The following is a 25,162-nucleotide window of genomic DNA, read 5'->3' on the forward strand; positions in this document are numbered from 1 at the left end:
CGTCCTCGCGCAGCACGTTGGTCAACGGCACGGAGTGGGACGTCGGCGGGATGTCCGCCGCGGCGACCTCGCCGACCTGGGCGACCGCCTGGAGGATCGTGTCGAGCTGGCCGGCGAAGGTGTCCAGCTCCTCCTCCGTGACGGCGAGCCGCGACAGTCGCGCCAGGTGCGCGACCTCCTCGCGGGAGATGGCGGCCATCGGTGCCCCCTTCTGGCTGTCCTGCTGCATCTGGCGGTGGCTTGCCGCGCGCCGGGAACGACGATGACGCGCGGTGACCGCAGCGAGTCTATTGCCCGGCACCGGCCGGGCGTCCCCGACTCCCCCTGCGGCCGGCGCGGCGGCGGGGTCAGCGGGCCTGCGGGGGCCGGCTCTCCGCCTCGCGGGCCGCCGGCCGCAGCGGCCGGTAGCGGGCCAGCCAGTCGGTCAGCTCCCCGGCGGGCATGGGCCGGGCGTAGAACCAGCCCTGCGCCACGTCGCAGCCGGCGGCGTGCAGCAGCCGCCAGGTCCGCTCGTCCTCCACGCCCTCCGCGACGACCCGCAGCCCGAGCGCCCCGGCCAGCTCGATCATCGACCGGACGATCGCGGCGTCGTCGGCGTCGTCGGCCATCCCCAGCACGAACGACCGGTCCACCTTGACCTCCGACAGCGGCAGCCGGCGCAGGTGCTGCATGCTGGAGTAGCCGGTGCCGAAGTCGTCCAGCGCGATGGCCACCCCGATGGCGTGCAGCCGCGAGATGGTCGCCAGCACCCGTCGGGGGTCGGCCATCAGCGCGCCCTCGGTGATCTCCAGTTGCAGCCGGTCGGGCCGCACGCCGTAGCGGGCCAGCCGGTCGGCGATCTGGTCGGCGATCTCGCCGGTGTGCAGGTCCCGGACGCTGACGTTGAGCGCGGCCCGCAGGGTGATCCCGGCCGCCGACCACTTCGCGAGCTGCTCCACCACGTCGTCGACGACGCGGCGGGTGAGCAGCCGCATCACGGCGCTCTGCTCGGCGACCCGGATCAGCTCCTCCGGATCGACCATGCCCCGGCGCGGGTGCCGCCAGCGCAGCAGCGCCTCGACGCCCACGACCTCGCCGGTGGCGATGGCGACCTGCGGCTGGTAATACATCGTGATCCGGCCGGCGCCGTCGGCGTCGCCGCGCGCCGGCCCGGCCTGCGGCGCCGGCACCACGGCGTCCGCCCCGCCCGGCTCGGCGTCGGGCCCGGCGTCGGGCTCGGCGGCCCGCCGGCGGATCGGGTCGGCGGCGGTGACGATCCGGTTGATCAGGTCGTCGGGGTGGTCCGGCTCCACGCGTTGCCGGTGCCGGCGGGCCCGCCACCGGCCCGGCCCGGCGGGTGCCGGCCGTCCCGCGTCGACCGGCCCGCCCGCCGCCGCGGACAGCGCCGCCGGCAGCGCGGCCCCGTCGCCGCCGCGCGCACCGACCGGCGCGTCGCGCTCCGCCGACCCGACCGGCCCCGCCTCGAGTACGCGCCGCAGGTCGGCCAGGAGCCCCAACCGCTCGGCCGAGTTGTGGTCGGACTCGGCGGCGTAGACGGCGATGGTGTCGTTGCGGTGCTTGGCGTCGTACATGGCGACGTCGGCGTGGCGCATCAGCGTGGCGAAGTCCTCGCCGTGTTCGGGATACATGGCGATGCCGATGGAGCCGCCGACGTCCAGCGGCAGCCCGTCCAGCGACACCGGCTCGGCGAGCGCGGCGACCAGCCGCTCGGCCGTGGCGCGGGCGGCGTCCACGCCGGTGAGCCCGGTGCTGACGATGGCGAACTCGTCCCCGCCGAGGCGGGCGAGCAGGTCCCGCTCCCCCACCGCGCCGGCCAGCCGGGCGCTGACCTCGATCAGCAGGCGGTCGCCGACGGCGTGGCCGAGCGCGTCGTTGACGTTCTTGAACCGGTCCAGGTCGATCAGCAGCAGCGCGAGGTGGGCGTCCGGTTCGTTGCGCGCGGAGCGCTCGGCGTGCAGGTGGACCTGCTCGGCGACCTCGGCCAGCAGCGCCTTGCGGTTGGGCAGGCCGGTGAGCGGGTCGAGCGCTCCGAGGTGCTCCTGCTCGGCGGCGAGCCGGGCCATCCGGTACACCGCGAACAGCGGCACCAGCACCAGCGGGATCAGCGCGGCGCTGGCCCGGGCGGCGGCCACCAGCACCGGGGCGAGCAGCAGCAGCGACCCGGTGGAGATCAGCTCGTACCCCAGGCCGGACCGCACGCCGGGCCACCAGCGGTCCGCGAAGCGCAGCCGGATGGCGGTGCTGACCAGGCCGTAGTTGACCGCGAACCAGACGGCGGTCGCCGCGCCCACCGCCAGCACGTCGACCGCGCGCAGCCGCCCGCCGGCGAAGATGCTCCCCGGCCCCAGGGCGGTGACCGCCGAGGCGGCGGCGAGGGCGCAGGCGTACTGGGCGGCGTTGAAGCCGGACCGCCACGCGGCGTGCCCCATCCGCCAGCCGGAGACGACCACCGCCACGGTCTGCACGGCGACGGCGGGGCCCAGCCCCCAGCCGAGCAGGATGGCGAAGGTGAAGCAGGTGGACGGGAAGACCGCCGACGACTGCCGCCGCCCGGGCGGCACGAACGGCCGCGCGTCGCAGACGACGGCGAGCGCCGCCATCGTCCAGAACGCCGTCGGCAGCTCGGCGAGCCGGCCCGCCAGCGCGGCCAGCGGCCCGGCGGAGAGCAGCACCGCCAGCGCGGCGACGGCGGCGACGAAACCGAAGAAGGGCGTCACCCGTCCCGGCGGGACGGAGTTTCGCGGATCGACGGCCTCCATCGCACCTCCCGGGCAGCGGTCGCGGCGGGCCCTGTGCCCGCCGTGACCACCATGAAACGCCCTGGGTGCCGCTTTTCAGAGATGACAGCCGCGAATCGGTCCTAGTCGTAACTAACTTGGTATACGCGGCCAGGTGCGGTCAAGGTGCCCCGGCGGTCGCCCGCCGCGGGCCCGCTCGGGTCACTCGCCGACCTGGGCCACCTCCCGGGCCGCGTCCGGGCCCCGGTCGAGCAGCACCCGGAAGCCGTCCTCGTCGAGCACCGGCACCTTCAGGGTGGCCGCCTTGTCGGCCTTGGACCCCGGGTTGTCGCCCACCACCACGAAGCCGGTCTTCTTGGAGACCGAGCCGGTGACCTTGCCACCCCGCACCTGGATCGCCTCGGCGGCCTGGTCGCGGGAGAACCCGCTCAGGGTGCCGGTCACCACGACCGTGAGCCCCTCCAGCGGGCGCGGCCCCTCGTCGCCGGCCTCCTCCGCCATCCGTACGCCCGCCTCGGCCCACTTGCGGACCACCTCGCGGTGCCAGTCGACGGTGAACCACTCGACGATGCTGGCCGCGATCGTCGGGCCGACGCCGTCGACCGAGGAGAGCTCCTCCTCGCTGGCGGCCTGGATCGCCGCCATCGACCGGAAGTGCCGGGCGAGGGCCTGGGCGGCGGTCGGGCCGACGTGCCGGATGGAGAGCCCGACCAGTACCCGCCACAGGTCGCGTTCCCGGGCTACGGCGAGGTTGTCGAGGAGCTTGGCGGCGTTGCTGCCGAGGCTGCCGTCCTTGTTGACGAAGAACGGCGACCGGGCCAACTGCTCGGCGTCGAGCCCGAACAGGTCTCCCTCGTCGGTGATGACCTGCGCGTCGAGCAGCGCCGCCGCGCCCTTGTAGCCGAGCACCTCGATGTCGAACGCGCCCCGGCCCGCGAGGTGGAAGACCCGCTCGCGCAGCTGCGCGGGGCAGCTGCGGCTGTTCGGGCAGCGGATGTCGACGTCCGCCTCCTTCTCCGGGCGCAGGGCGGTGCCGCAGGAAGGGCAGTCCGCTGGCATCTCGAACCGCTTGGCGTCGGCGGGGCGCAGGTCGACCACCGGGCCGAGCACCTCGGGGATCACGTCGCCGGCCTTGCGGATCACCACCGTGTCGCCGATCAGCACCCCCTTGCGCTCCACCTCACGGGCGTTGTGCAGAGTGGCGTAGGCGACAGTGGAACCGGCCACCAGGACCGGCTCGAGCAGGGCTCGCGGGGTCACCCGGCCGGTGCGCCCGACCTCCACCTCGATGTCGAGGAGCTTGGTGTTGACCTCCTCCGGCGGGTATTTGAAGGCGATCGCCCAGCGCGGGGCCCGGCTGGTCGAGCCGAGCCGGCCCTGGATGGAGACCGGGTCCACCTTGACCACGACCCCGTCGATCTCGTGCTCGACGTCGTGCCGGTGCTCGGCGTAGTACGCGATGAACTCGGCGACGCCGGCCAGGTCGGGCACGACCCGCCAGCGGTCGCTGGTGGGCAGCCCCCACGAGCGCAGCGCCGCGTACGACTCGGACTGCGCCGTCGGCGTGTAGCCGCGCCGGGCACCGATGCCGTGCACCACCAGCCGCAGCGGCCGGGAGGCCGTGATCCGGGGGTCCTTCTGCCGCAGGCTGCCCGCGGCGGCGTTGCGCGGGTTGGCGAAGGGCGCCTTGCCCTGCTCGACGAGACTCGCGTTGAGGTCGGCGAAGCCGGCGATCGGGAAGTAGATCTCGCCGCGCACCTCGACGAACTCGGGCACGTCGGGGAAGTCGTCGGACGGCGTCAGCCGCGCCGGCACGTCGCGGATGCTGCGGACGTTGGCCGTGACGTCCTCGCCGGTGCGCCCGTCGCCCCGGGTGGCGGCCCGCACCAGCCGGCCCTTCTCGTAGGTGAGGTTGATCGCCAGCCCGTCGACCTTGAGCTCGCAGAGGTAGGGCACCGGGCCGCCCGCGTCCCGCTCCACCCGCTCGGCCCAGGCCGCCAACTCCTCGTCGGCGAACGCGTTGTCGAGCGAGAGCATCCGCTCGGCGTGGGTGACCGGCGTGAAGTCGGTGGAGAAGGTGCCGCCGACCCGCTGGGTCGGCGAGTCGGGGGTGCGCAGGGCGGGGAACTCGGCCTCCAGGGCCTCCAGCTCGCGCAGCTGCCGGTCGAAGTCGGCGTCGGAGATGGTGGGGGCGTCCAGCACGTAGTAGCGGTACTGGTGTTCGGTCAGCTCCTGGCTGAGGGTGGCGTGCCGCTCCCGCGCCTCGGGGGTCGGCTCGGGGCCCGCCGCCGCCTCCTGCGCCGGGCTCACCTGCTGTGGAACGGCTTCCTCGGACATGCTGCCGGCTTCGGACACCGTGTCGACCTCCCTGTTCACGCTACCCCCGCACCGTATCGGGACGGTGGGACAATCCGCGGCCTGGGCGGAGCAGCCGACGTCACGCGAGGGAACATGGGCAGTTGCGGCGCCTAGGGAGCTGAGTCACCAACGACATCACCCCGCCACCGGCCCACCCGCCGCCGGTCCACCCGCCGCCAGGCCCCGCGGCCGAGCCACCCACCGCCCAGGCCGCCCCCACCAGGCCATCCCCACCCCGCCATGATCGTCTGCTGATTATGGAGACGACACGCCGACGCCCGTCTCCATGATCAGCAGACGATCATCGCTTGGCTTCGGCACACAGCCTGCCCTGTCGCTGCGTCTCCCAGGGGAACGCCGCACGATGTCCGATGCGCTCCGGCCGGCAACGAGTCGGCATCGCGTGCGCGGGTGGACCTGCGGCCTCCAGCCTGCGCCCGACCCGCCTCAACGGGGATCGGTCGGGACAACGCGAGCAGCGCGTTCAGGCCGCCACGTTGCCCCACCGCCTTACCGCCACAACGCCCTACCGCCCCACCGCCCTACCGCCGCAACGCTGCCGGGCCGCTGGCGCACCGCCGAGCATGTCGCCGCCCGTGGTCGGGCTGCCTCTCAGGGCGCTGATGTCGTATTCGACTCAGCTCCCTATGTGCCGGCAGCAGTCATCCGCCCTCGACGCGCCGCCGGCTCGGGGGCGAGAGGCAGGGGAAGAGAGCAGTCAGGGAAAGAGAGCAGTCTGAGGGAGAGAGCAGTCGGGGGCGAAGAGAAAGGCAGCCGGCCGGGGAGCAGTCAGTCGAGGGCGGCGGCGAGGGCGGCGAGTTGGTCGGCGTACTCGATGCGGGTGGCCCAGTCGGTCGGCCAGGCCGGCAGGCCGTGCGCCGCGCCGACGAACGCGCCGGCCAGGGCCGCGATGGAGTCGGAGTCGCCGGCGGTGGTCGCGCCGCGGGCCAGCGCGCCGACCGGGTCGTCGGCGTGCCACAGCGCGCAGAGCAGCGCGGTCGCCAGGGCCTCCTCGGCCACCCACCCCTCGCCGGTACGCCGGCACGGGTCGCCGCCGTCGTCGGGGCGGGTCAGGGTGGTGGTCAGGCGGCCCAGTGCGCCCAGGCACTCGTCCCAGCCGCGGGCGATGAACTCCTGCGGCGAGTCGACGCCGGGACGCTGCCACAGGTCGCCGAGCCAATCCGACCGGTAGACCCGGCGCTGCTCCCGGGCCCGGTCGGTGAGCAGCGCCGGCAGCTCGGCCAGCGCCGCGCCGTCGCGCAGCAGGCGGACCGCGTACGCCGTCAGCTCGCTGGCGGCCAGCCCGGTCGGGTGGCCGTGGGTCAGGCCCGCCTGGAGCTGGGCGAGACCGGCCAGGGTGTCCAGGTCGACGGCGAGCAGCCCGACCGGGGTGACCCGCATGTTGGCCCCGCAGCCCTTCGAGCCGGCCACGGTCGCCTCCTGCCAGCGCACCCCCCGGGACAGCTCGGCGCAGGCCCGCAGGCAGGTCATGCCCGGCGCGCGGTTGTTGTCGGGGCTGACCGACCAGGCCACGAAGCGCTCCCGCAGCAGCGGCTCGACTGCCGCCGGGGTGTACGCGGGCGCGTCGTGCAGCGCCCAGGCCACCGCGAGCGCCATCTGGGTGTCGTCGGTGACCAGCGCCGGGTCGCCCTCCAGCTCGCGGGGGCCGGCCGGGCCGTAGCGGCGGTGGATCTCGGCGACGGTCAGGAACTCGGTCGGGCGGCCCAGCGCGTCACCGTAGGCCAGGCCGAGCAGCGAGCCGGAGGCCCGCCGGAGCGAGGAGTCGATCACCCGTGTGATCATGCCGCGCCCCGGCGATCCCCGCCATGCGACGGGACACAGGCGGGCCGGTCGGTCCCGGGTCAGTCCCAGCAGAGGCAGAACGGGTGACCGGCCGGGTCGGCGTAGACCCGGAACCCCTCCCCCTCGCCGTCGAGCCGGCGCGCGCCCAGCGCCAGCACCGCCCGCTCGGCCGCCTCGATGTCGGTGACGGTGACGTCGAGGTGGAGCTGCTGTGGCCGCTCCGGGTCGGGCCAGGTCGGCGGGCGCAGGTCGGGGGCCTTCTGGAAGGCCAGCCGGGGGTGCTGCCCCACCGGGCCGCCGAGGACCACCCACTCGTCGCCGTCGGAGTCACCCTCCGCCAGCGGCAGGCCCGTCAGCTCGGCGTAGAACGCCGCGAGGGCACGCGGATCGGGGCAGTCGATCACGGTGCTGCGCAGTTGTCCGATCATGTGCGTCATCCTGCCCACGGGGTACGACAGGAAACCTCAGTCCTCGGCGAGTCGCCGGCCCGCGTCCCGGCACGCCGCGAGCACCGCCCGCACGTGCTGCGGCGTGGCCCCGGCGAGGCCGCAGGCGGGGGTGACCACCACCTGCTCGGGCAGCCGGCGGCGCGGGAAGCCGAGGCGGTCCCAGAGCTGGCGTACCCGATCGGCGACCTGGGCGGAGGTCGGCGCGCGACCGCCGGGCGGCGGGGTGGCCGGCGCGGCGCCGGCCAGCAGCCCGAGCCCGGCGTCGATGGCCTCGCCGAGCGGGTCCAGATCCTTCACCAGGGCGAGGTCGAGCGCGACCCCGGCCGCGCCGGCCGAGCGGATCAGCTCCAGCGGGACGTCCGGCGCGCAGCAGTGCACCACGACCGGCACGCCGACGGCCTCGACCACCGTGCGCAGCAGGTCCGCCGCGTCGGGCTGCGGCACCGACCGGTACGTGCCGAAGCCGCTCTCGGTGGGCACCCGCCCGGCCAGCACGGCCGGCAGGGACGGCTCGTCGAGCTGGAGCAGCACCGAGGCCCGGGGCAGCCGGCGGGCGACCGCCGCGAGGTGGGCGCGCAGCCCCTCGGCGAGGGAACCGGTGAGGTCCCGCACCGCGCCGGGGTCGCGCAGCATCCGGCCGCCGATCGGCAGGTCGATGCCGGCGGCCAGGGTGTACGGGCCGGCGGCCTGCACCTTGACCGGGCCGGCGTACTCCTCGGCCTGCTCGGCGAGCTGGTCGAGGTCGCGTTCCATGAGGTCCCGGGCCCGGCGCAGCTCCCGCCCCGGGCGGGGGGCGACCCGCCAGTGGGCCGCGTACAGCTCGACGGGCAGCTCGACCAGCAGGCCGCCGGTGCGGCCGATCAGGTCCGCCCCGGGGCCGCGCGCCGGCAGCTCGGGCAGGTGGGGCAGGGCGGGCAGCTCCCCGAGGACGATCCGCTGCGCCTCGGCGATGTCGGTGCCGGGCAACGAACCGATGCCGGTCGCCGCGCCGAGGGGCCAGGGCCACGCGCTAGCTGTCACGGGCGAAGGGTACCGGTCGGCGGCCGGCGGCACGCGGCGATGTGTCGCACAGCCGGGCACCGCGCACGCGGCGCTGGTCGAGCCGGGCGGCGCGTCAGCCGGCGATGGTGGCCGAGCCGAGCACCACGTCGCCGGCCGGGTCGGGCCGGTACGCGACGACGGCCTGGCCGGCGGCGACCCCGCGCACCGGGCGGCGCAGCTCGGCGCGCAGCGTGTCGCCGGTCAGCTCGACCGTGGCGGGCACCACGTCGCCGTGGGCGCGCAGCTGCACCTCGCACTCGATCGGCCCGTCGGGGCGCTCGCCGCCGGTCCACACGGGACGGTCGGCGCGCACCGTGGAGACCTCCAGCGCCTCGGCCGGCCCCACCGTGACGGTGTTGGTCTTCGGGGTGATGGAGAGCACGTAGCGGGGGCGGCCGTCGGGGGCGGGCCGGTCCAGGTGCAGGCCCCGGCGCTGCCCCACCGTGTACGCGTACGCGCCGGTGTGGCTGCCGACGACCGCGCCGGTGAGCACGTCGACCACCTGGCCCGGCGCCTCGCCGAGCCGGCCGGCGAGGAAGCCCCGGGTGTCGCCGTCGGCGATGAAGCAGATGTCGTGCGAGTCGGGCTTGTCGGCGACGGCGAGGCCGCGCCGGGCCGCCTCCTCGCGGACCTGGGCCTTGGTCGAGTCGCCGAGCGGGAAGACCGACCGGTCGAGCTGGGCGCGGGTCAGCACCGCGAGCACGTACGACTGGTCCTTGGCCGCGTCGACGCTGCGGCGCAGCAGCCCGTCGGGGCCGAGCCGGGCGTGGTGGCCGGTGACCACCGCGTCGAAGCCCAGCGCCACGGCCCGGTCCAGCACCGCCGCGAACTTGATCTTCTCGTTGCAGCGCAGGCAGGGGTTCGGGGTGCGGCCGGCCGCGTACTCGGCGACGAAGTCGTCGACCACGTCGGCGTGGAACCGGTCGGCCATGTCCCACACGTAGAACGGGATGCCGAGCACGTCGGCGGCGCGGCGGGCGTCCCGCGAGTCCTCCAGCGTGCAGCACCCGCGCGCCCCGGTGCGGTACGTCTGCGGGTTGCGGGCCAGCGCCAGGTGCACGCCGGTGACGTCGTGCCCGGCCTCCACGGCCCGCGCCGCCGCCACGGCGGAGTCGACCCCGCCGGACATGGCCGCCAACACCCTCACCCCGTCACGCTCCCTTCCCCGCTCCGAGCGTACCGGGCTTCGCGCGGCGGGCGCGGTCAGCGGGGCGCGCGCAGGGCGCCGGCGCGGCGGGCCCGCTCCACCGCCGCCGGCAGGGCCGCCACGAGCGCGTCGACGTCGGCCTGGCCGCTGGTGTGGCCGAGGCTGAAGCGCAGCGAGGAGCGGGCCCGGTCGTCGTCGGCGCCCATCGCGATCAGCACGTGGGAGGGCTGGGCCACCCCGGCCGAGCAGGCCGAGCCCGTGGAGCAGGCGATGCCCTGGGCGTCGAGCAGCAGCAGCAGCGCGTCGCCCTCGCAGCCGGGAAAGGAGAAGTGCGCGTTGCCGGGCAGCCGGTCGTCGGGGTCGCCGTTGAAGACGACCTCGGGCACGGCGTGCCGGACCCGCCGCACGAGGTCGTCGCGGAGGGCGGCGACGCGGGCCGCGTACTCCTGCTGGCCCTTCACCGCCGCCTCGACGGCGACCGCGAAGGCGACGATGCCGGCGGTGTCGAGGGTGCCGGAGCGCACGTCGCGTTCCTGGCCGCCGCCGTGCAGCAGCGGGGTGGCCGCGACGTCGCGGGCGAGCAGCAGCGCGCCCACCCCCGCCGGGCCGCCGAGCTTGTGCCCGGTGACCGTCAGCGCGGAGACGCCGCTGGCGGCGAAGTCGACGGGCACCTGGCCGACCGCCTGGATCGCGTCGGTGTGGAACGGCACCCCGTGCTCGGCGGCGACGGCGGCCAGCGCGGCCACCGGCTGCAGGGTGCCGACCTCGTTGTTGGCCCACATCGCGGTGACCACGGCGACGGCGTCGCCGTGGTCGGCCAGCTCGGCGCGCAGCGCCTCCGGGTCGAGCCGGCCGGCGGCGTCCACCGGCAGCCAGCCCACCTCGGCGCCCTCGCGTTCGGCCAGCCAGTCGACCGTGTCGAGGACGGCGTGGTGCTCGACGGCGCTGGAGACCACCCGGCGGCGGGCCGGGGAGGCGGCCCGGCGGGCCCAGAAGATGCCCTTGACCGCCAGGTTGTCGCTCTCCGTCCCGCCGCCGGTGAAGATCACCTCGGAGGGGCGGGCGCCCAGCGCGGCGGCCACCCGCTCGCGGGACTCCTCCACCCGGCGGCGGGCGCGCCGGCCCGCCGCGTGCAGTGACGACGCGTTGCCGACCTCGCGAGCGGCGGCCACGTACGCCTCCAGTGCCTCGTCGAGCATCGGAGTCGTCGCCGCGTGATCCAGGTATGCCATCGCCGCTCAGCCTACTGACCGGCCTCGCGCCGGCCCGACTCCGGAGGTCACCCGCGCCCCGGGGCGCCAGGACCCCGGGGCGCGACCGCTCACACCGGGACGGCGGTGACGACGATGTTGTCCCGGTATCGGCGGGTCTGCGGGTCGAACGGGCCGCCGCAGGTGATCAGCGTGAGCCGGGGGCTGCCGTCGCGGGCGAAGTACCGGTCCAGCGGGATCTTCGTCTTGGCGTACTCCTCGCGGGCGACGACCCGGTACTCGCGCGTCGTCCCGTCGCCGCCGGTGGCGGTGACGGTGTCGCCCCGGTCCAGCTCCCGCAGCCGGAAGAACGCCCCCCTGCCCTGTTCGGCGCTGTCCACGTGGCCGGCGATCACCACCGACCCGGCGTCGGCGGACAGGCCGGGGCCGTACCGGTACCAGCCGATCCGGTCCACGCTGGGCGGGACCTCGAACTCGTCGGTGCGCGGGTTGACCCCGACCGGGTCGACGCGGGCGGTGACGTCGATCGCCGGGATGCGCAGCCGCACCGGCGGCACGGTCGCGTCGCCGGCGGGCAGCTCGCCGGCCGTGACCGGCACCGACGGGCCACCGGGGGCGCTCGCGGCCGGCGATCCGGTGGCCACGGCCAGGGCCGCCGCGTCGTCCGCGCCGACGTCCTCGGCGGGCTGCGAGCCGCAGGCGACCACGGCGGCGACGGTGAGCGCGGCAGCGCCGGCGGCCATCGCCGCCAGCGCGCCGCGGTTGCGCACCGTCACCGGCGGGACGTCCGGGCCGTGGCGGCCACCCGGACGCCGCCGCCGACCAGCAGCAGGACGCCGGCGCCGGCCAGCACGTACCACCAGGTCTGCACGCCGGTGCCGGCCTGGCCGCCGGTGCCGCTGGGCACGCCGCCCGGGGCGGAGTGCAGGCCGGTGATGGTCTGCGCGACCAGGTCGAGGTTCTTGGCCTCGGCCGAGCCGATCGCGTAGACGATGGTGGCGGTGCCCTCCTTCAGGTCCAGGTCGGCGGGACCGATCGCCACGGTGTCGGTGCCGGCGAGCACCACGTCGGCGGAGACGGTGCCGGCGTCGACGTCGGCCTTCGCCTCGTTCGGGTTGGTCAGGTCCTCGAAGACGGGCTTTCCGCCGGCCCGCACGTCCACGGCCGGGGCGGCGGCGGTGTGCCGGACGATCAGCCGGGCCTTGCCGGCGTCGACCTTGGCGGTGTCGTTGGCGAACGGCGTGATCCTGGGCTTGCCGGCCTCGTCGAGGTGCGCGGCGAGGCTGATGTTCGCCCCGCCCGGCACCTCGGCGTCGTCGACGGTGAGGATCGCCTTGTCGAGCGCCTCGCCGGGCTTGGTCAGGGCGATGTCGTACGCGCCCTGCTCCAGGTCGAGCGGGCCGGCCACGTCGCCGGGCTTGAAGTTGTCGAGGGTCTTCTTGCCGTTGACGTACACGTCGACGGGGGTGTCGGGGATGCCGTGCACGACGGAGACCTTGCTGGTGGCGGCGTAGGCCGGCGTGGCGGTGAGGGCGCCGGCACCGGCGAAGGTCAGCGCGGCGACCGCGCCGCCCGCGGCGACCCGACGGAAGTACGAGAGCTGCATGTCTGCCTCCTGGTGGTTCGTGCTGGTTCGTCAGGCCTGGCTTGCAGAACGGGTTACGCCGGCTCCCGCCGCCCCGGATGCGCCCTCCGACGACTTCTTTTTCTTTCCGGCGGGCGCATCCACGGGGGCCCTCGGCGGCGAAGAGCAGGTGAGACAGGTGCGGACGCACGAGGCGCGAAGGTGGGGCGATGACGGCGGGGGTTACAGTCGGGCATGCTCCACGGAAGGCGAACCGCCCGGTGACAGCGGTGCAACAGGAACCCGAGCCACCACCCCAGGACGACCTCGCCGAGCGGTTCCGCGCGGGCGACGAGGCCGCCCTGCGCCAGGCGTACGACCGGTACGGCCGGGCGGTGCTGCACCTGGCCACCAGCACGCTGGCCAACCGCAGCGACGCGGAGGACGTGACCCAGGCGACCTTCGTCGCGGCCTGGCTGGGGCGGGACACCTTCGATCCGTCCCGGGGGTCGCTGATCGGCTGGCTGCTCGGCATCGGCCGGCGCAAGGTCGTCGACCGGCTGCGCGCCTCCGCACGGGAGAACCGCGTGGTGGAGACGGTGCGGCAACTGCCCGATCCGGCCCCGACCGGCCCGGACCCGGACACGGTCGTCGACCGGCTGGTGGTGGCCGACGAGCTGGCCCGGCTCCCCGACGACCAGCGCCGGATGCTGGAGTTGGCGTTCTACGACGACCTGACCCACCAGCAGATCGCGACGGTGACCGGCGTGCCGCTGGGGACGGTCAAGAGTCACATCCGGCGAGGTATGGCGAGCCTGAAACGCAGATGGGAGGTGGACGGTGCAGCACCTGGACCACGACCGGCTGGTCTTCCTGGCGCTCGGTGAGAGCGAGGCGGACGACGGTGAGGCCCGCCACCTCGACGCCTGCGCGCACTGCCGGGCCGAGGTGGACGGCCTGCGGCACGTCGCCGGCCTCGGTGCCGGCACCCAGGGGCTGGGCGACCTGCCCGACCCGCCCGAGCACGTGTGGCAGGGGATCGTCGCGGAGGTCGCGGCGGCCGAGGCGCTGCCGTCGCTCGGCGACCGCCGCGCCGCCGGGCCGCCGGAGACCGACGCGCGGCCGGAGAACGGCGCGGCGCAGCCCGGCGGGGCCGGTGGGCGGCGTCGCCGGTTGCCCCGCTGGGCGGTCACGGCGGTGACGGCGGCGGCCGCCGCCGCGGTCGGCGTGGTGGGCACCTTCGCCGTGCTGTCGGGCTCCGCCGACGAGCCCCGGCCACCGGAGCGCGTGGTGCTGGCCAGCGGGGCCCTGACCGCGTACGGGACGACGCCGCGCGACGCCAACGGGGACGCCCGGGTGTTCACCGACAACCAACTGCACCTGCATGTGGCGAATCTCCCGGCGGTACCGGGGTACTACGAGGTCTGGCTCATCGACCCGGCCACCATGCGGATGTTCTCGGTCGGCGTGCTGAACTCCGGCACGGGGGACGCGCTGCTACCGTTGCCGCCGAACGTCGACCTCCGGACCTACTCGGTGGTGGACGTCTCCGCCGAGCAGTACGACAACAAGCCCGCCCACTCCGGCGACAGCCTGCTGAGGGGCACCCTGACGGGCTGATCGGCGGGCCGGATCAGCTCCCCGGCCCGCCGATCAGCTCCCCGTCGACAGGCACGGTCGAAGGGGGCCACCCGGGATCGGGTGGCCCCCTTCGGCGTTTCGCCCCGGGTCCCCCGGGGGGTGGCTCACTTGCGCTTGCGGATCTCCTCGGCGGCCTGCGGCACGACCTTGAACAGGTCGCCCACCACACCGAAGTCGGCCAGCTCGAAGATCGGGGCCTCGCCGTCCTTGTTCACCGCGACGATGGTCTTCGAGGTCTGCATGCCGGCCCGGTGCTGGATCGCGCCGGAGATGCCCAACGCCACGTAGAGCTGCGGGGAGACCGTCTTGCCCGTCTGGCCCACCTGGAACTGGTGCGGGTAGAAGCCGGAGTCGACGGCCGCGCGGGACGCGCCGACGGCCCCGCCGAGCAGGTCGGCCAGCTCCTCGACCAGCTTGAAGTTGTCGGCGTTGCCGACGCCTCGGCCGCCGGAGACGACCACGGACGCCTCGGTGAGCTCGGGGCGGGAGCCCTTCTGCTCGGCGACCCGGTCGACGACCTTGGCCAGCTTGTCCGCCTCACCCACGGTCACGGTGAGCTGCTCGACGGCGGGGGTGGCGGGGGCCGGGGCCGGGGTGAGCGAGTTCGGCCGCACGGTGACCAGCGGCAGGCCCTTGGTGACCTTCGACGTGACGATGGTCGAGCCGGCGAACGCGACCTGCGTGGCGGTGCCGTCGGCGGCGAGGGCGACCACGTCGGTCAGGATGCCGTTGTCCAGCTTGACGGCCAACCGGGCGGCGATCTCCTTGCCCTCCTGGGCGGAGGCGAGCAGCACGGCGGCCGGCTGCACCCGCTTGACGAGGTCGGCCAGCACGGTGGCCTTCGGGGCCACCAGGTAGCCGTCGATCTCCTCGCTCTCGGCGGCGTAGATCTTCTCCGCGCCGTACTCGCCCAGCTTCGCGCTCAGCGCCTCGGCCGCGCCGGGGCCGCCGAGCACGACCGCGCTGGGCGTGCCGAGCTCGCGGGCGAGGGTGAGCATCTCAAGGGTGACCTTCTTGACGCCGAACTCGCGGGTGGCTTCGACGACGACGAGAACCTCAGACATGACCTGCACCCCTCACACGAACTTCTCGGTGGCGAGGAACTCGACCAGCTGCGCGCCGCCGGAGCCCTCGTCGGTGACCTTCGCGCCGCCGGAGCGCGGCGGGCGCTTGCTGTGCTCCAGCACGGTGCTGGTCGCGCCGTCGAAGCCCACCTCGGCCGGGGCGACGCCGAGGTCGGCCAGGGACAAAGTGCGCACCGGCTTCTTCTTGGCGGCCATGATGCCCTTGAAGGACGGGTAGCGCGGCTCGTTGATGGTGTCCCACACGGAGACGACGGCCGGGGTCGAGGCGGTGACCACCTCGTAGCCCTCCTCCGTCTGCCGCTCCACGGTCAGGGTGGAGCCGTCGACGGTGAGCTTGCGCGCGCCGGTCAGCGCGGCCACACCCAGGCGCTCGGCGATCATGTGCGGCATGACCTGGACCCGGCCGTCGGTCGACTCGGCGCCGCAGATCACCAGGTCGGCGTTGAGTTGACCGAGGGCGGCGGCGAGCACCTTCGAGGTGGCCACGGCGCAGGACCCGTGCAGGGCGTCGTCGACGACGTGCACGGCGGCGTCCGGCCCCATCGACAGCGCCTTGCGGATCGACTCGGTCGCCCGGTCCGGACCCATGGTCAGGATCGTCACCTCGCCCCCGTGCGCCTCCTTGATCTTCAACGCCTCCTCGATGGCGTACTCGTCCATCTCGTTGATGACGTTGCTCGCCGAACCGCGGTCGACGGTGTTGTCGTCAGGACGCAGGTTGCGGTCCGCGCCCGAATCGGGCACCTGCTTGACGAGTACGACGATGTTCATCGCGCTTCGACGACCCCTCCTGTTGGTGTGGCGATCCCTCGCCAGGTCACGGGCGCAGCCTCCCGCGAAACTTAACGATCGGTCAACCACGGGCTGCTGTGCACTTGCCCACGCGCCAATGTTACCCACAAGTAGCATCGGCTCCCGGGGGCCTCAGGGTGACACAGCTCACCGCGCGCCCCGACTCCGGGGCGCACCGGACACGCGCGGACTCAGGCCGGCTCGGCCAGCGCGCCCCGGATCCGGTCGATCACCTCGGCCTCGGCCGGCGTCACCCCCCGGTGCGCCCGCGCCACCCGGTCGGCGGCGGCCAGCACCAGCGACCGGTACGCCGCCACGTCCCCCGGCGACTTCGCGCGCAGGATCTCCACCGCCCGGCCCAGCGCCGGCAGCACCACCGCCTCGACCTCCAGGGCCGAGTCCCGGGGCAGCCTCGGCAGCGGGCCGGTCGTCAGCGCCTCCTTCACCGGGCCGCTCGCCCCCGCCATCGCCCCCGACGCGGCGAAGCTCTCCCGCAGCATCGCGAACATGCCCGGGTCGGCGTTCGACACCAGGAAGACCGCGCCGAACGCGCCCGTCTTCAGGGTGAGTCGTTCCTCGTCCGTCAGCGGCTGGCCCATGGTCACGGAGTGTAGATGTAGGGCGTGGTCGTAGTGACCGGGACGAGACCCAACCGCTGCAGGATCGGCCGACTGTCCTCGGAGGCGTCCACCTGCAGCAGGGTCCGGCCCCGCTGGGCGGCCAGCCGCGCCCGGTAGCCGACCAGCGCCCGGTAGATGCCCCGGCGCCGCCACTGCGCGAGCGTCGAGCCGCCCCACAGCGTCGCGAAGCCGGTGCCCGCCACGTAGCGCACCCAGCCGGCGCTGACCACGGTCTCCCCCGCCTCGGCGACCACCACCGTGATCGACTGCGGGTCGGCGGCGATCTCCTTCTCCAGCCCGTCGGCGAAGTGATCCCGGGACACGCCCCAGACCTCCTCCTCCATGACCATGATCCGGTCCAGGTCGGCGCGGGCGGTGACCTCGCGCAGGCGTACCCCCTCGGGGGTCACCGGGAGCGTGGCCGCCAGCGGCGCGACCGGGCCGATCACGACGGTCTCCCGCTCCTCGGGCACGAAGCCGGCGGCCCGCAGCCGGTCCGGCAGGTCGGCGGGCTCGTCGTGGCCGTGCAGCTTCCACTCCACCGACTCGCCCCGGGCGCGGAAGAACTCCACCTGGCGGACGATCAGCGCGTCCAGCGCCGCCCCGGTCAGGCCACCCAGGTCGCGGTACGTCAGAAAGCCCCCGTGGTCCAGGCCGAGGATGCGCACCAACGGCCCGTCCCGCTCCACCGTCACGCCCTCCGGCAGCGGGTCCGGGGCCCACGCCTTGAGCTGGTTGTCGTACGCCTCGCGCAGCGTCGTCGCATCAAGATCAGTCACCCGTCCAACCTATGCCCTGGACAAAGCGGATAATCGGCTGCGTGTGGGAGACGGTACGGCGGTGGTTCGACCCGCGGGAGCTGCGGTCGGTGGGCAGCACGCCCGACTACCGTTTCTCCCTGGCCAACGAGCGGACGTTCCTGGCCTGGCTGCGCACCGGGCTGGCCCTGGTGGCCGGCGGGCTGGCCGCCGCCCAGTTCCTCCCGCCGCTGCCGCTGGCGCACCTGCGCGAGGCGATCGCCGTCGCGCTGCTGCTGCTCGGCGGCACCGTCGCCGTGCGGGCCGTGGACCACTGGGCCCGCACCGAACGCGCCATCCGGCTCGGCGAGGAACTGCCGGCGTCCCGCTTCCCCGCCGTGCTCGCCCTCGCCGTGGGGCTGGGCGCGGTGCTGCTGGTCATCGCGGTGCTGGCCCGCGCGATCGGCGGCCGGTGACGGTCGGGCCGGGCCCGGCCGGCGACCCGGGGCTGCAACCCGAACGCACCCGCCTGGCCTGGCGGCGCAGCCTGCTCGCGCTCACCGCCGTCACCGTGCTGACCGTCCGGCTGGCGCTCACCGGGGACGCCGCCGGGGCGGTGCTGGCCGGCGCGGCGGTCGCCGGCTGGGCGGCGGCCCTCGCCCTGTGCTGGGGCCGGGCCGTCGGGTCGGGCCCGGTGCGCGCCACCTCCCGCACCATGCCGGCGCTGGCCCTCGCCGCCGCGTGGCAGGCCACGCTGGGCGTGCTGCTGGTCCTGCGCGGACTGGGGTGACGGGCGCGGGTGCGCCATGATGGGGAGATGGCCCGCCTGTACGTCCTGCTCTTCCTGGTCCAGATCGCGCTCGCGGTGCTGGCGCTGATCAGCTGCCTCTCCGCCGAGGAGGGGGCGATCCGCGGGCTGCCCCGGATCGCCTGGGTGCTGATCATCCTGTTCTTCCCGCTGGTCGGCTCGATCGCCTGGTTCCTCGCCGGCCGGCAGCGCCCCGCCGCAGGGCCGGGCGCGCCCCGGTCGGCCCCCGGCGGCCCGCGCCGGCCGCTCGCCCCGGACGACGACCCGGAGTTCCTCGACTCCCTGGCCGAACGCACCCGGCGGCAGGACGCCGAGCTGTTCCGCCGCTGGGAGGAGGACCTCCGCCGGCGCGAGGACGACCTGCGTCACCGCGAGGGCGACCCGCCCCGGGAGGAGAACCGCCCCGAGGTGTGACCGGGCCGCCCCCGCAGGCGTCAGACGCGACGCCGCAGCGCCCGGACCGCCAGCGGCGCGAAGACGGCGGCGAGCGCGACGGCCCAGATCATCGCCTGGATCGCCGGACCGACCACCGGGCCGCCCACCAGCAGGCCGCGCAGGGCGTCGGCCAGGATCGTCACCGGGTTGACCTCGACCCAGTGCTGGAGCCAGCCCGGCATCCGGTCGGTGGGGACGAAGACGTTGCTGGTGAAGGTGAGCGGGAAGATCACCGTGAACCCGAAGATCTGCACCTTGTCGGGCTCGCTGACCAGCACCCCGACCAGCACCGAGATCCACGCCGCGGCCAGCGAGAACGCGAGCAGCAGGGCGAACGCGCCGAGCAGCCCGAGCACCCCGTTGCCGAGCCGGAAGCCGAGGATCGCCCCGACGCCGATCAGCAGCGACACCGACCACGCCTGCTTCACGGTGTCGGCGAGGATCCGCCCGGCCAGCGGGGCCCAGCGGGCGATCGGCAGGGCGCGCAGCCGGTCGAACACCCCCTTGGTGAGGTCGTTGTTGAGCCCGAAGCCGGTGGTCATCGTGGCGAACAGGGCGTTCTGCACGATGATGCCGGGCAGGGCGAACGTGAGGTACTCCCCCGGCGAGCCGGAGATCGCCGTGCCGAAGACGTACGTGAACAGCAGCACGAACATCACCGGCTGGATGCTGAGGTCGAGCAGCTCCATCGGGTTGTGCTTGATCTGCACCAGGCTGCGCCAGGCCAGGGTGAGGGTGTGCCGCACCCCGGCGCCCACGCCGAGGCGGCGGGCCGGGGCGAGCGGGGCGGTGACGGTGGCGGCGGTCATGCCGGGGTCCTCTCCAGGTCGGCCCCGGACGGGGTGTCGTCGCCGGTCGGCGCGTCGGGCTCGGCACGGTGGCCGGTGAGGTGCAGGAAGACCTCGTCGAGGCTGGCGCCCCGCAGGGCCAGCTCGGCCACAGGGATCTCGGCGTCGTCGAGGCGGCGGACCACGGCGGGCAGCACCCCGGGGCCGTTGACCGCGACGGTCACGGTGCTCTGGGCCACCTCGGGACTGGCGGCGGCGGCCTCCCCCGCGATGGCCACCACGGTCGCCAGGTCGGCCGGGTCCGCCGGTCGGATCGCGAGGACCTGGCCGCCGGTCTTGGCCTTCAGCTCCTCCGGGGTGCCCTGGGCGATCACCCGCCCGTGGTCGACCACGGCGATCTCGCTGGCCAGCTGGTCGGCCTCCTCCAGGTACTGCGTGGTCAGCAGCACGGTCACCCCGTCGGTGACCAGGCCGCGCACGGTGTCCCACAGGTCGTTGCGGCTGCGCGGGTCGAGCCCGGTGGTCGGCTCGTCGAGGAACAGCACCTGCGGGCGGCCGACCAGGCTGGCGGCCAGGTCGAGGCGGCGGCGCATGCCGCCGGAGTAGGTCTTCGCCGCCCGGTCGGCGGCGTCGGCGAGCTGGAACCGGGCGAGCAGCTCCCGGGCCCGGGCCCGGGCGTCGGCCCGGGAGAGGCCGAGCAACCGGCCGATGAGCAGCAGGTTCTCCGTGCCGGTGAGCGCCTCGTCGACCGAGGCGTACTGGCCGGTGAGGCCGATGAGCTGGCGCACCCGGTGGGCGTCGCGGCGCACGTCGTACCCGCCGACGGTGGCGTGGCCGGAGTCGGCGGCGAGCAGGGTGGCGAGCACCCGCACGGTGGTGGTCTTCCCGGCCCCGTTGGGCCCGAGCAACCCGTACACGGTCCCGCTGGGGACCGCGAGGTCGACTCCGGCGAGGGCCGTGGTGGCGCCGAAGCGTCGCACCAGGCCCTCTGCCCGGATCGCGTACGTCATGGAAACTCCCGTCGTCTGTGCATGTGTCACGCCAACTGGCCGACGGCACTGACAAACTGCCGAGCCTCGGCTGACGTTACGACGACAGACGCCGGGAGTCCCCCGAATTAAGCGGTGGCGCTCAGGCCAGGTTCGACGAGCGGGGGTACGCGTCGGCCGGGTCGGTGAGCACGTTGACCAGGTACGGCACGCCCGAGGCGAAGGCCCGCTCCAGGGCCGGGGCGAGGTCGCCGGCCTTCTCCACCGTCTCGCCCGCCCCGCCGAGGGCCTCGACGACCTTGTCGTAGCGCAGGCCGGGCTGGAGGTCGGCGGCGACGTCGTAGCCGTACATGGCGCGCATCGGGTGCTTCTCCAGCCCCCAGATGCCGTTGTTGCCGACCACGATCACGACGGGGAGCTTCTGGCGCACCAGGGACTCCACGTCCATCAGCGAGAAGCCGGCCGCGCCGTCGCCCATCAGCACGCAGACCTGCCGGTCGGGGTGGCTGACCCGGGCCCCCATCGCGTAGCCCATGCCGGTGCCGAGGCAGCCGTACGGGCCCGGGTCGAGCCAGGTGCCGGGCTGCGCGGGCTCCAGGTATTTCCCCGCGTACGAGACGAAGTCGCCGCCGTCGCCGATGGTGATGGCGTCGGGGGCGAGCACCCGGCGCAGCTCGCCGTAGACGCGGGCCGGGCGGATCGGGTCGGTCTCGGCCGCCATCGCCTCGGCGTCGCGGGCTTTCGCGGCGTCCTCGGCCTCGCGCAGCCGCGCGACCCAGTCGTCGTGGTCGGCCCGGTCGCCGGGGTGCTCGGCGAACGCGGTGAGGATCAGCCGCAGGTCACCGGCGGGCGAGGCGGCCGGGGTGACGTGGGTGGCCCGCTGGCTGGGCGCGTCCACCACGTGCACCACCCGGGCGTCGCCGAAGTCGCCGAAGGCGAGCCGGAAGTCCAGCGGGGTGCCGACCACGACGACGACGTCGGCACCGGACAGGGCGACCCGGCGGGCCTTGGCGAAGGCCAGCGGATGCGACGGGGGCAGCGCGCCGCGCCCCATCCCGTTGGTGAACACGGGCACCCGCAGCGCCTCGGCGGCGGCGCGCAGGGCGTCGACGGCGTCCCCGGCGTACACGTCGGAGCCGGCGATGATCACCGGGCGGTGGGCGGCGGCGATCAGCCCGGCGGCCCGGGCCACCTCCTCCGGGTCGGCCTCGATCGGGGCGGGCGCGACCGCCTCGGGCAGCTCGGCGTCGCCGACGGAGAAGATCGCCTCCAGCGGGAAGTCGAGGAAGACCGGGCCCCGGTGCGGGGTGAGCGCGGTGGTCAGTGCCGCGCTGACCGCGCGCGGGATGTCGTCGGCGCCGAACACCGTCTCGGCGTGCTTGGTGACGGGGGCGACCAGCGGCAGGTGGTCCATCTCCTGGAGGCTGCCGGAGCCCCAGCGGAACTGCGGGGCCCGGCCGCCGAGCACCAGCACCGGCGAGGCGTTGAAGAAGGCGCTGGTCAGCCCGGAGACACCGTTGGTGACGCCGGGGCCGGCGGTGAGCACGGCGAGGCCGGGGCGGCGGTTGAGCTTGGCCACCGCCTCGGCCGCGAACACCGCAGACTGCTCGTGCCGCACGTCGTAGAGCGGAAAGCCGGCGGTGTGCGCCGCGTCGTAGAGCGGGAAGACGTGCCCGCCGGAGAGGGTGAACATCTCGCGTACGCCGTGCGCGCGCAGCGCCGCGAGCGCCAACTGTCCGCCGTGACCCTCGACCCGCTCCGTCATCGCCGCTCCCCTCGCCGTGGCCGGAGTCACACGCTACTGGCCGGTAGGCGGAATGTGAACCGGGCTCGGGTCAGCGGCCGGTGAAGTCGGGCTTCCGCTTCTCGACGAAGGCGGCCATGCCCTCGCGCCGGTCGTCGGTGGCGAACAGCGCCGCGAAGAGCTGGGTCTCCCAGGCCAGGCCCGAGGTGAGGTCCATGTCCAGGCCGGCGTCGACCGCCAGCTTCGCCGCCCGCAGCGCCTGCACCGGCCCGTTCAGGTACGGGGTGACCAGCTCGACGGCGGCGGCGTACACGTCGGCGGCCGGCACGACCCGGTCGGCCAGGCCGATCCGCAGCGCCTCCTGGGCGTCCACCATCCGGCCCGACATGATCAGGTCCTTCGCGCGGGCCGGGCCGACGAGCCGGGCCAGCCGCTGGGTGCCGCCCGCGCCGGGGATGACCCCCAGCTTGATCTCCGGCTGGCCGAGCTTCGCGTCCTCGGCCACCACCCGCCAGTCGCATGCGAGGGCCAGCTCGCAGCCGCCGCCGAGGGCGTACCCGGTGATCGCGGCGACCACCGGCTTGGGGATCCGGGCGAACGCGCCGAGCGCGCTGGACAGGTCCGCCGCCCGCTCCGCCATGTCCACGTAGGACATGACGGCCATCTCCTTGATATCCGCGCCGGCCGCGAAGACCTTCTCGCCGCCGTACACGATGACGGCGCGGACCTCGGGGTCGGCGGTGGCCTCCGCCGCGGCGGCGCGCAACTCCTCCTGGACCTGCTTGTTCAGCGCGTTCATCGGCGGCCGGTCCAACCGGATGGTGCCGATGCCGTCCTTGGTCTCCAGCCGCACGAACTCGCTCACACTTGCCCTCACTTCCTCGTCGAAGTCGCGTGCCAACCTTACGGCCCGGATCGTTGGGGCAGATAGTCTGATGTCCGCCCCGCCCACCGGAGTCCGCCATGGTCACGTACTACGACGACAGGTCGGTGCAGGTCACCTCCACTTCCGTGCGGGTGGACGGCCGGACGTACCCGCTCGCCGAGATCAGCATGGTCTGGCACCTGCGCGGCAGCCGGTCCTGGCGGGTGCTCGCCGGCCGGGGCGCGATCGGCGCGGCGCTCGCCGGCCCGCTGGTCGCCGCCGCGCTGGGGGTGGCGCTCGCGCTGTGGCTGCACCGCTCGCTGACCGTCACGATCGCCATCGTGGGAGCCTCCGTGCTGGTCGGGCTCGCCGTCGGGCCGGTCGCCGACTTCCTCTTCGAGCACCTGGACCGCTCGTACGCCCGGGGCAGCCGCCAGTTGGAGCTGTGGGCCCGCTGGCGGGGCCAGCCGGTGCGGCTGGTGTGCACGGGCGACGCGCTGCGCTTCGGGCAGATCTACCGGGCGGTGCAGCGGGCGGTGGAGGCCGGCCCGGCAGGGCAGGCGGAGCGGTCCGGTCGGACCGGCGGCCGCCCGCCGGGGAACGCCGTCAGGCCGTAGCGCCCGGCGCGGACCCCACCCCGCCCTACCCCGCGCGGTCCCACCCCGGCCCGCGCCGCACCTCCGCCGGCCGGGGGAGGCGGCTCCCGCGCCGCCCCGGGCCCCCAGCAGGGGCTTCAGCCCGACTAGCAAGCTGATGTTGTGGATGGATCAGGCCCCGGGGCGGGCGGTGCTGTGCGGCGTTGTGTGGTGCGGTGCCGTGGGCGCGGTGCGGTGCGGTGCAGGGCGGTGGCGTGCGGGGCGGTGCTGCGTGGGGCGGGTGCTGCGCGGGGCGGGGCTGCGCGGGGCGGTGCTGCGTGGGGCGGGGCTTTGCCGTGCGGTGCTGCGTGGTGCAGTGCGGTGCGGTGTCCGACCGGGGAGGGATGCCGTGCCCGGGGCGGGCGATGTCGTAGATGACTCAGCTCCCTAGGACCCGAACGTCCCTCGCCGGGCTGGGCGAGCGCGCCCGGCGGCGGTTAGGCTTGGTGATGGCCATCTATTACCAGGACGACGCGGTGCAGGTGACCTCCGAGTCGATCCGGGTAGGTGGCCACACCATCGCGCTCGCCGACGTCACGTACGTCTGGCACGCGCGCGGGCGCACCACCCTCGCCGTCCGCGGCCGGGTGATCGGCCGGGGCGTGCTGGTGCTTCTGCTGTCGCTGCCGCCGCTGGTGGCGCTGGTCTGCGTGGTGTCGCTCGCCTGGTCGGCGCAGGACCGGGGCAACTGGACCCTCGCCCTGATCATCCTGGCCGCCTGCGCGGTCGGTGCGCTGGCCCTGGTCCCGTTCCTGGAGCTGCCGCTCGGCTGGCTGGACCGCTCGTACGAGCGCGGCAACCGGGTCAACGAGCTGTGGGTGCAGCACCACGGGCGGGAGGTGATGTTGCTGAGCACGCCGGACGCGCTGCGGTTCGGGCAGATCTACCGCGCCGTGCAGCGGGCCGTGGAGCAGCAGGGCGAAAGGGGCTGACCGGGCGGCGCTGGTCCGTCCGACGCACACTGGGAGGCATGGTGATTCCCCTCCCCCGGCCGTCCGCCGTCGTCGGCCTCACCCGCACCGCCCTCGACCAGGCGCTCGGCTCGGCCGCCTCGTTCGCCGCCGTCCCGGCCCGCGCCTTCGCGGTGCTGGACGGGGTGGAGGCGCTGCTGCACCGGATCAACGGGGTGGTGGACCGGATCGAGGGGACGCTGGACCGCACCGACCGGGTGCTCGACGACGCCGAGAGCGCCGTCCGGGAGGTCGCCGTGATCAGCGCCGCCGCGACCACCGCGATCGACACCGCCACCGAGGTCGCCGCCGCCGCGGCCGTGGTCGTCGGCGAGGCCGAGCGGGTCTCCGCCGCCGCCGGCACGGTGGTCGCCGAGGCCGACGCGGTGGCCCACCGCGCCGCGGGGACCGTGACCGCCGCCGCCGAGGCGGCCGGCACCGCCGCCGAGCTGCTGGCCGCGTACGAGCCGGCGCTACGTCGGGGCGCGCCGATGGCGACCCGGTTCGTCGAGCAGCTCAGCCACGAGGAGGTGACCGCGGCCATCCGCCTCGTCGACGAGCTGCCCAAACTCAAGGAGCACCTGACCGCCGACATCCTGCCGATCCTGGCGACGCTGGACCGGGTGGGCCCCGACCTGCACGACCTGCTCGACGTCACCCGGGACCTGAAGCTCGCCGTGGCCGGCATCCCCGGCCTCGGCATGCTCCGCCGCCGGGGCGAGAAGCTGACCGACGAGTGAGTCGCCCCGGCGGGTGAACCGG

The 25,162-nt window shown here is 74.9% G+C and carries 26 protein-coding genes; 8 read left to right on the forward strand and 18 right to left on the reverse strand.

Features of this window, described 5'->3' with window-relative positions; translation table 11 throughout:
- From gatC to LPA42_RS07680, 10 genes are all read right to left on the reverse strand, one after another.
- Positions 1-199 (reverse strand): Asp-tRNA(Asn)/Glu-tRNA(Gln) amidotransferase subunit GatC (gene gatC, locus LPA42_RS07635; protein ID WP_228986446.1); only part of this gene is annotated, 199 nt, incomplete at its 3' end.
- A gap of 148 nt (positions 200-347) precedes the next feature.
- Entirely contained in the window at positions 348-2,759 is a 2,412-nt protein-coding gene (locus LPA42_RS07640) for a bifunctional diguanylate cyclase/phosphodiesterase (protein WP_077936555.1), read from the reverse strand.
- 180 nt (positions 2,760-2,939) lie between these two features.
- The gene (gene ligA, locus LPA42_RS07645) at positions 2,940-5,075 is read right to left on the reverse strand and encodes an NAD-dependent DNA ligase LigA (protein WP_077936558.1); all 2,136 of its coding nucleotides are present in this window, start codon (positions 5,073-5,075) and stop codon (positions 2,940-2,942) included.
- An 810-nt stretch (positions 5,076-5,885) separates the two neighbouring features.
- A complete protein-coding gene (locus LPA42_RS07650; protein WP_077936552.1) occupies positions 5,886-6,899 on the reverse strand; it encodes an ADP-ribosylglycohydrolase family protein in 1,014 nt (337 codons plus the stop codon).
- A 59-nt stretch (positions 6,900-6,958) separates the two neighbouring features.
- Positions 6,959-7,327 carry a VOC family protein gene (locus LPA42_RS07655; protein WP_176734049.1) on the reverse strand — a complete coding sequence of 123 codons (369 nt, stop codon included), beginning with the start codon at positions 7,325-7,327 and terminating at the stop codon, positions 6,959-6,961.
- A gap of 36 nt (positions 7,328-7,363) precedes the next feature.
- Entirely contained in the window at positions 7,364-8,368 is a 1,005-nt protein-coding gene (locus LPA42_RS07660) for a methionine synthase (protein WP_077936554.1), read from the reverse strand.
- Positions 8,369-8,462: 94 nt separating this feature from the next.
- Positions 8,463-9,536, reverse strand: coding sequence for a tRNA 2-thiouridine(34) synthase MnmA (mnmA, locus tag LPA42_RS07665; RefSeq protein WP_077936550.1), 1,074 nt, complete (start codon positions 9,534-9,536; stop codon positions 8,463-8,465).
- A gap of 56 nt (positions 9,537-9,592) precedes the next feature.
- The gene (locus LPA42_RS07670; RefSeq protein WP_077936549.1) at positions 9,593-10,768 is read right to left on the reverse strand and encodes a cysteine desulfurase family protein; all 1,176 of its coding nucleotides are present in this window, start codon (positions 10,766-10,768) and stop codon (positions 9,593-9,595) included.
- Positions 10,769-10,857: 89 nt separating this feature from the next.
- Entirely contained in the window at positions 10,858-11,523 is a 666-nt protein-coding gene (locus tag LPA42_RS07675; protein WP_077936548.1) for a class F sortase, read from the reverse strand.
- The gene (locus LPA42_RS07680) at positions 11,520-12,353 is read right to left on the reverse strand and encodes a DUF4397 domain-containing protein (protein ID WP_077936547.1); all 834 of its coding nucleotides are present in this window, start codon (positions 12,351-12,353) and stop codon (positions 11,520-11,522) included. The genes LPA42_RS07675 and LPA42_RS07680 overlap by 4 nt, the downstream gene beginning before the upstream one ends.
- Positions 12,354-12,592: 239 nt before the next feature.
- Between LPA42_RS07680 and LPA42_RS07685 the strand changes: the two genes are divergently transcribed.
- A complete protein-coding gene (locus LPA42_RS07685) occupies positions 12,593-13,198 on the forward strand; it encodes an RNA polymerase sigma factor (protein ID WP_043962235.1) in 606 nt (201 codons plus the stop codon).
- Complete coding sequence (locus LPA42_RS07690) at positions 13,152-13,931, forward strand: anti-sigma factor (protein ID WP_077936546.1); 780 nt, start codon at positions 13,152-13,154, stop codon at positions 13,929-13,931. The genes LPA42_RS07685 and LPA42_RS07690 overlap by 47 nt, the downstream gene beginning before the upstream one ends.
- Before the next feature lie 125 nt (positions 13,932-14,056).
- On the opposite strand, the gene LPA42_RS07695 is transcribed toward LPA42_RS07690, so the two are convergent.
- The 4 genes from LPA42_RS07695 to LPA42_RS07710 form a co-directional block, all read right to left on the reverse strand.
- Complete coding sequence (locus tag LPA42_RS07695) at positions 14,057-15,016, reverse strand: electron transfer flavoprotein subunit alpha/FixB family protein (RefSeq protein ID WP_077936553.1); 960 nt, start codon at positions 15,014-15,016, stop codon at positions 14,057-14,059.
- Positions 15,017-15,028: 12 nt separating this feature from the next.
- Complete coding sequence (locus LPA42_RS07700; RefSeq protein WP_077936545.1) at positions 15,029-15,808, reverse strand: electron transfer flavoprotein subunit beta/FixA family protein; 780 nt, start codon at positions 15,806-15,808, stop codon at positions 15,029-15,031.
- A 212-nt stretch (positions 15,809-16,020) separates the two neighbouring features.
- Positions 16,021-16,434, reverse strand: a complete 414-nt coding sequence (locus LPA42_RS07705) for a hypothetical protein (protein ID WP_198956474.1) — start codon at positions 16,432-16,434, stop codon at positions 16,021-16,023.
- Positions 16,431-17,228, reverse strand: coding sequence for a GNAT family N-acetyltransferase (locus LPA42_RS07710; RefSeq protein ID WP_077936543.1), 798 nt, complete (start codon positions 17,226-17,228; stop codon positions 16,431-16,433). The genes LPA42_RS07705 and LPA42_RS07710 overlap by 4 nt, the downstream gene beginning before the upstream one ends.
- A gap of 41 nt (positions 17,229-17,269) precedes the next feature.
- Here LPA42_RS07710 and LPA42_RS07715 point away from each other — a divergent pair, with 41 nt between their 5' ends.
- The 3 genes from LPA42_RS07715 to LPA42_RS07725 are packed head-to-tail and all read left to right on the forward strand — an operon-like array spanning position 17,270 to position 18,408.
- Complete coding sequence (locus tag LPA42_RS07715; protein WP_043962230.1) at positions 17,270-17,662, forward strand: YidH family protein; 393 nt, start codon at positions 17,270-17,272, stop codon at positions 17,660-17,662.
- The gene (locus LPA42_RS07720) at positions 17,659-17,976 is read left to right on the forward strand and encodes a DUF202 domain-containing protein (protein ID WP_077936542.1); all 318 of its coding nucleotides are present in this window, start codon (positions 17,659-17,661) and stop codon (positions 17,974-17,976) included. Before LPA42_RS07715 ends, LPA42_RS07720 begins: the two co-directional genes overlap by 4 nt.
- A 27-nt stretch (positions 17,977-18,003) precedes the next feature.
- Positions 18,004-18,408 carry a PLD nuclease N-terminal domain-containing protein gene (locus LPA42_RS07725; protein ID WP_077936541.1) on the forward strand — a complete coding sequence of 135 codons (405 nt, stop codon included), beginning with the start codon at positions 18,004-18,006 and terminating at the stop codon, positions 18,406-18,408.
- Positions 18,409-18,428: 20 nt separating this feature from the next.
- Here the strand turns inward: LPA42_RS07725 and LPA42_RS07730 are convergent, their stop codons facing one another.
- From LPA42_RS07730 to LPA42_RS07745, 4 genes are all read right to left on the reverse strand, one after another.
- Positions 18,429-19,238, reverse strand: a complete 810-nt coding sequence (locus LPA42_RS07730) for an ABC transporter permease (RefSeq protein WP_077936540.1) — start codon at positions 19,236-19,238, stop codon at positions 18,429-18,431.
- Positions 19,235-20,227, reverse strand: a complete 993-nt coding sequence (locus LPA42_RS07735) for an ATP-binding cassette domain-containing protein (RefSeq protein WP_077936539.1) — start codon at positions 20,225-20,227, stop codon at positions 19,235-19,237. The genes LPA42_RS07730 and LPA42_RS07735 overlap by 4 nt, the downstream gene beginning before the upstream one ends.
- Before the next feature lie 121 nt (positions 20,228-20,348).
- Positions 20,349-21,971, reverse strand: coding sequence for an acetolactate synthase (locus LPA42_RS07740; RefSeq protein ID WP_077936538.1), 1,623 nt, complete (start codon positions 21,969-21,971; stop codon positions 20,349-20,351).
- A 70-nt stretch (positions 21,972-22,041) separates the two neighbouring features.
- Complete coding sequence (locus LPA42_RS07745; RefSeq protein WP_043962224.1) at positions 22,042-22,815, reverse strand: enoyl-CoA hydratase/isomerase family protein; 774 nt, start codon at positions 22,813-22,815, stop codon at positions 22,042-22,044.
- Positions 22,816-22,913: 98 nt separating this feature from the next.
- On the opposite strand from LPA42_RS07745, the gene LPA42_RS07750 reads away from it, so the two are divergent.
- From LPA42_RS07750 to LPA42_RS07760, 3 genes are all read left to right on the forward strand, one after another.
- The gene (locus LPA42_RS07750) at positions 22,914-23,432 is read left to right on the forward strand and encodes a DUF6232 family protein (protein WP_077936537.1); all 519 of its coding nucleotides are present in this window, start codon (positions 22,914-22,916) and stop codon (positions 23,430-23,432) included.
- A gap of 467 nt (positions 23,433-23,899) precedes the next feature.
- On the forward strand, positions 23,900-24,382 hold the full coding sequence (locus LPA42_RS07755; protein ID WP_077936535.1) for a DUF6232 family protein: 483 nt from the start codon (positions 23,900-23,902) through the stop codon (positions 24,380-24,382).
- Between the two features lie 38 nt (positions 24,383-24,420).
- Positions 24,421-25,140, forward strand: coding sequence for a hypothetical protein (locus tag LPA42_RS07760; protein ID WP_077936534.1), 720 nt, complete (start codon positions 24,421-24,423; stop codon positions 25,138-25,140).
- Positions 25,141-25,162: the final 22 nt, after the last annotated feature.

It is taken from the genome of Micromonospora sp. DH13, assembly GCF_020873825.1.
GTDB lineage: Bacteria > Actinomycetota > Actinomycetes > Mycobacteriales > Micromonosporaceae > Micromonospora > Micromonospora haikouensis.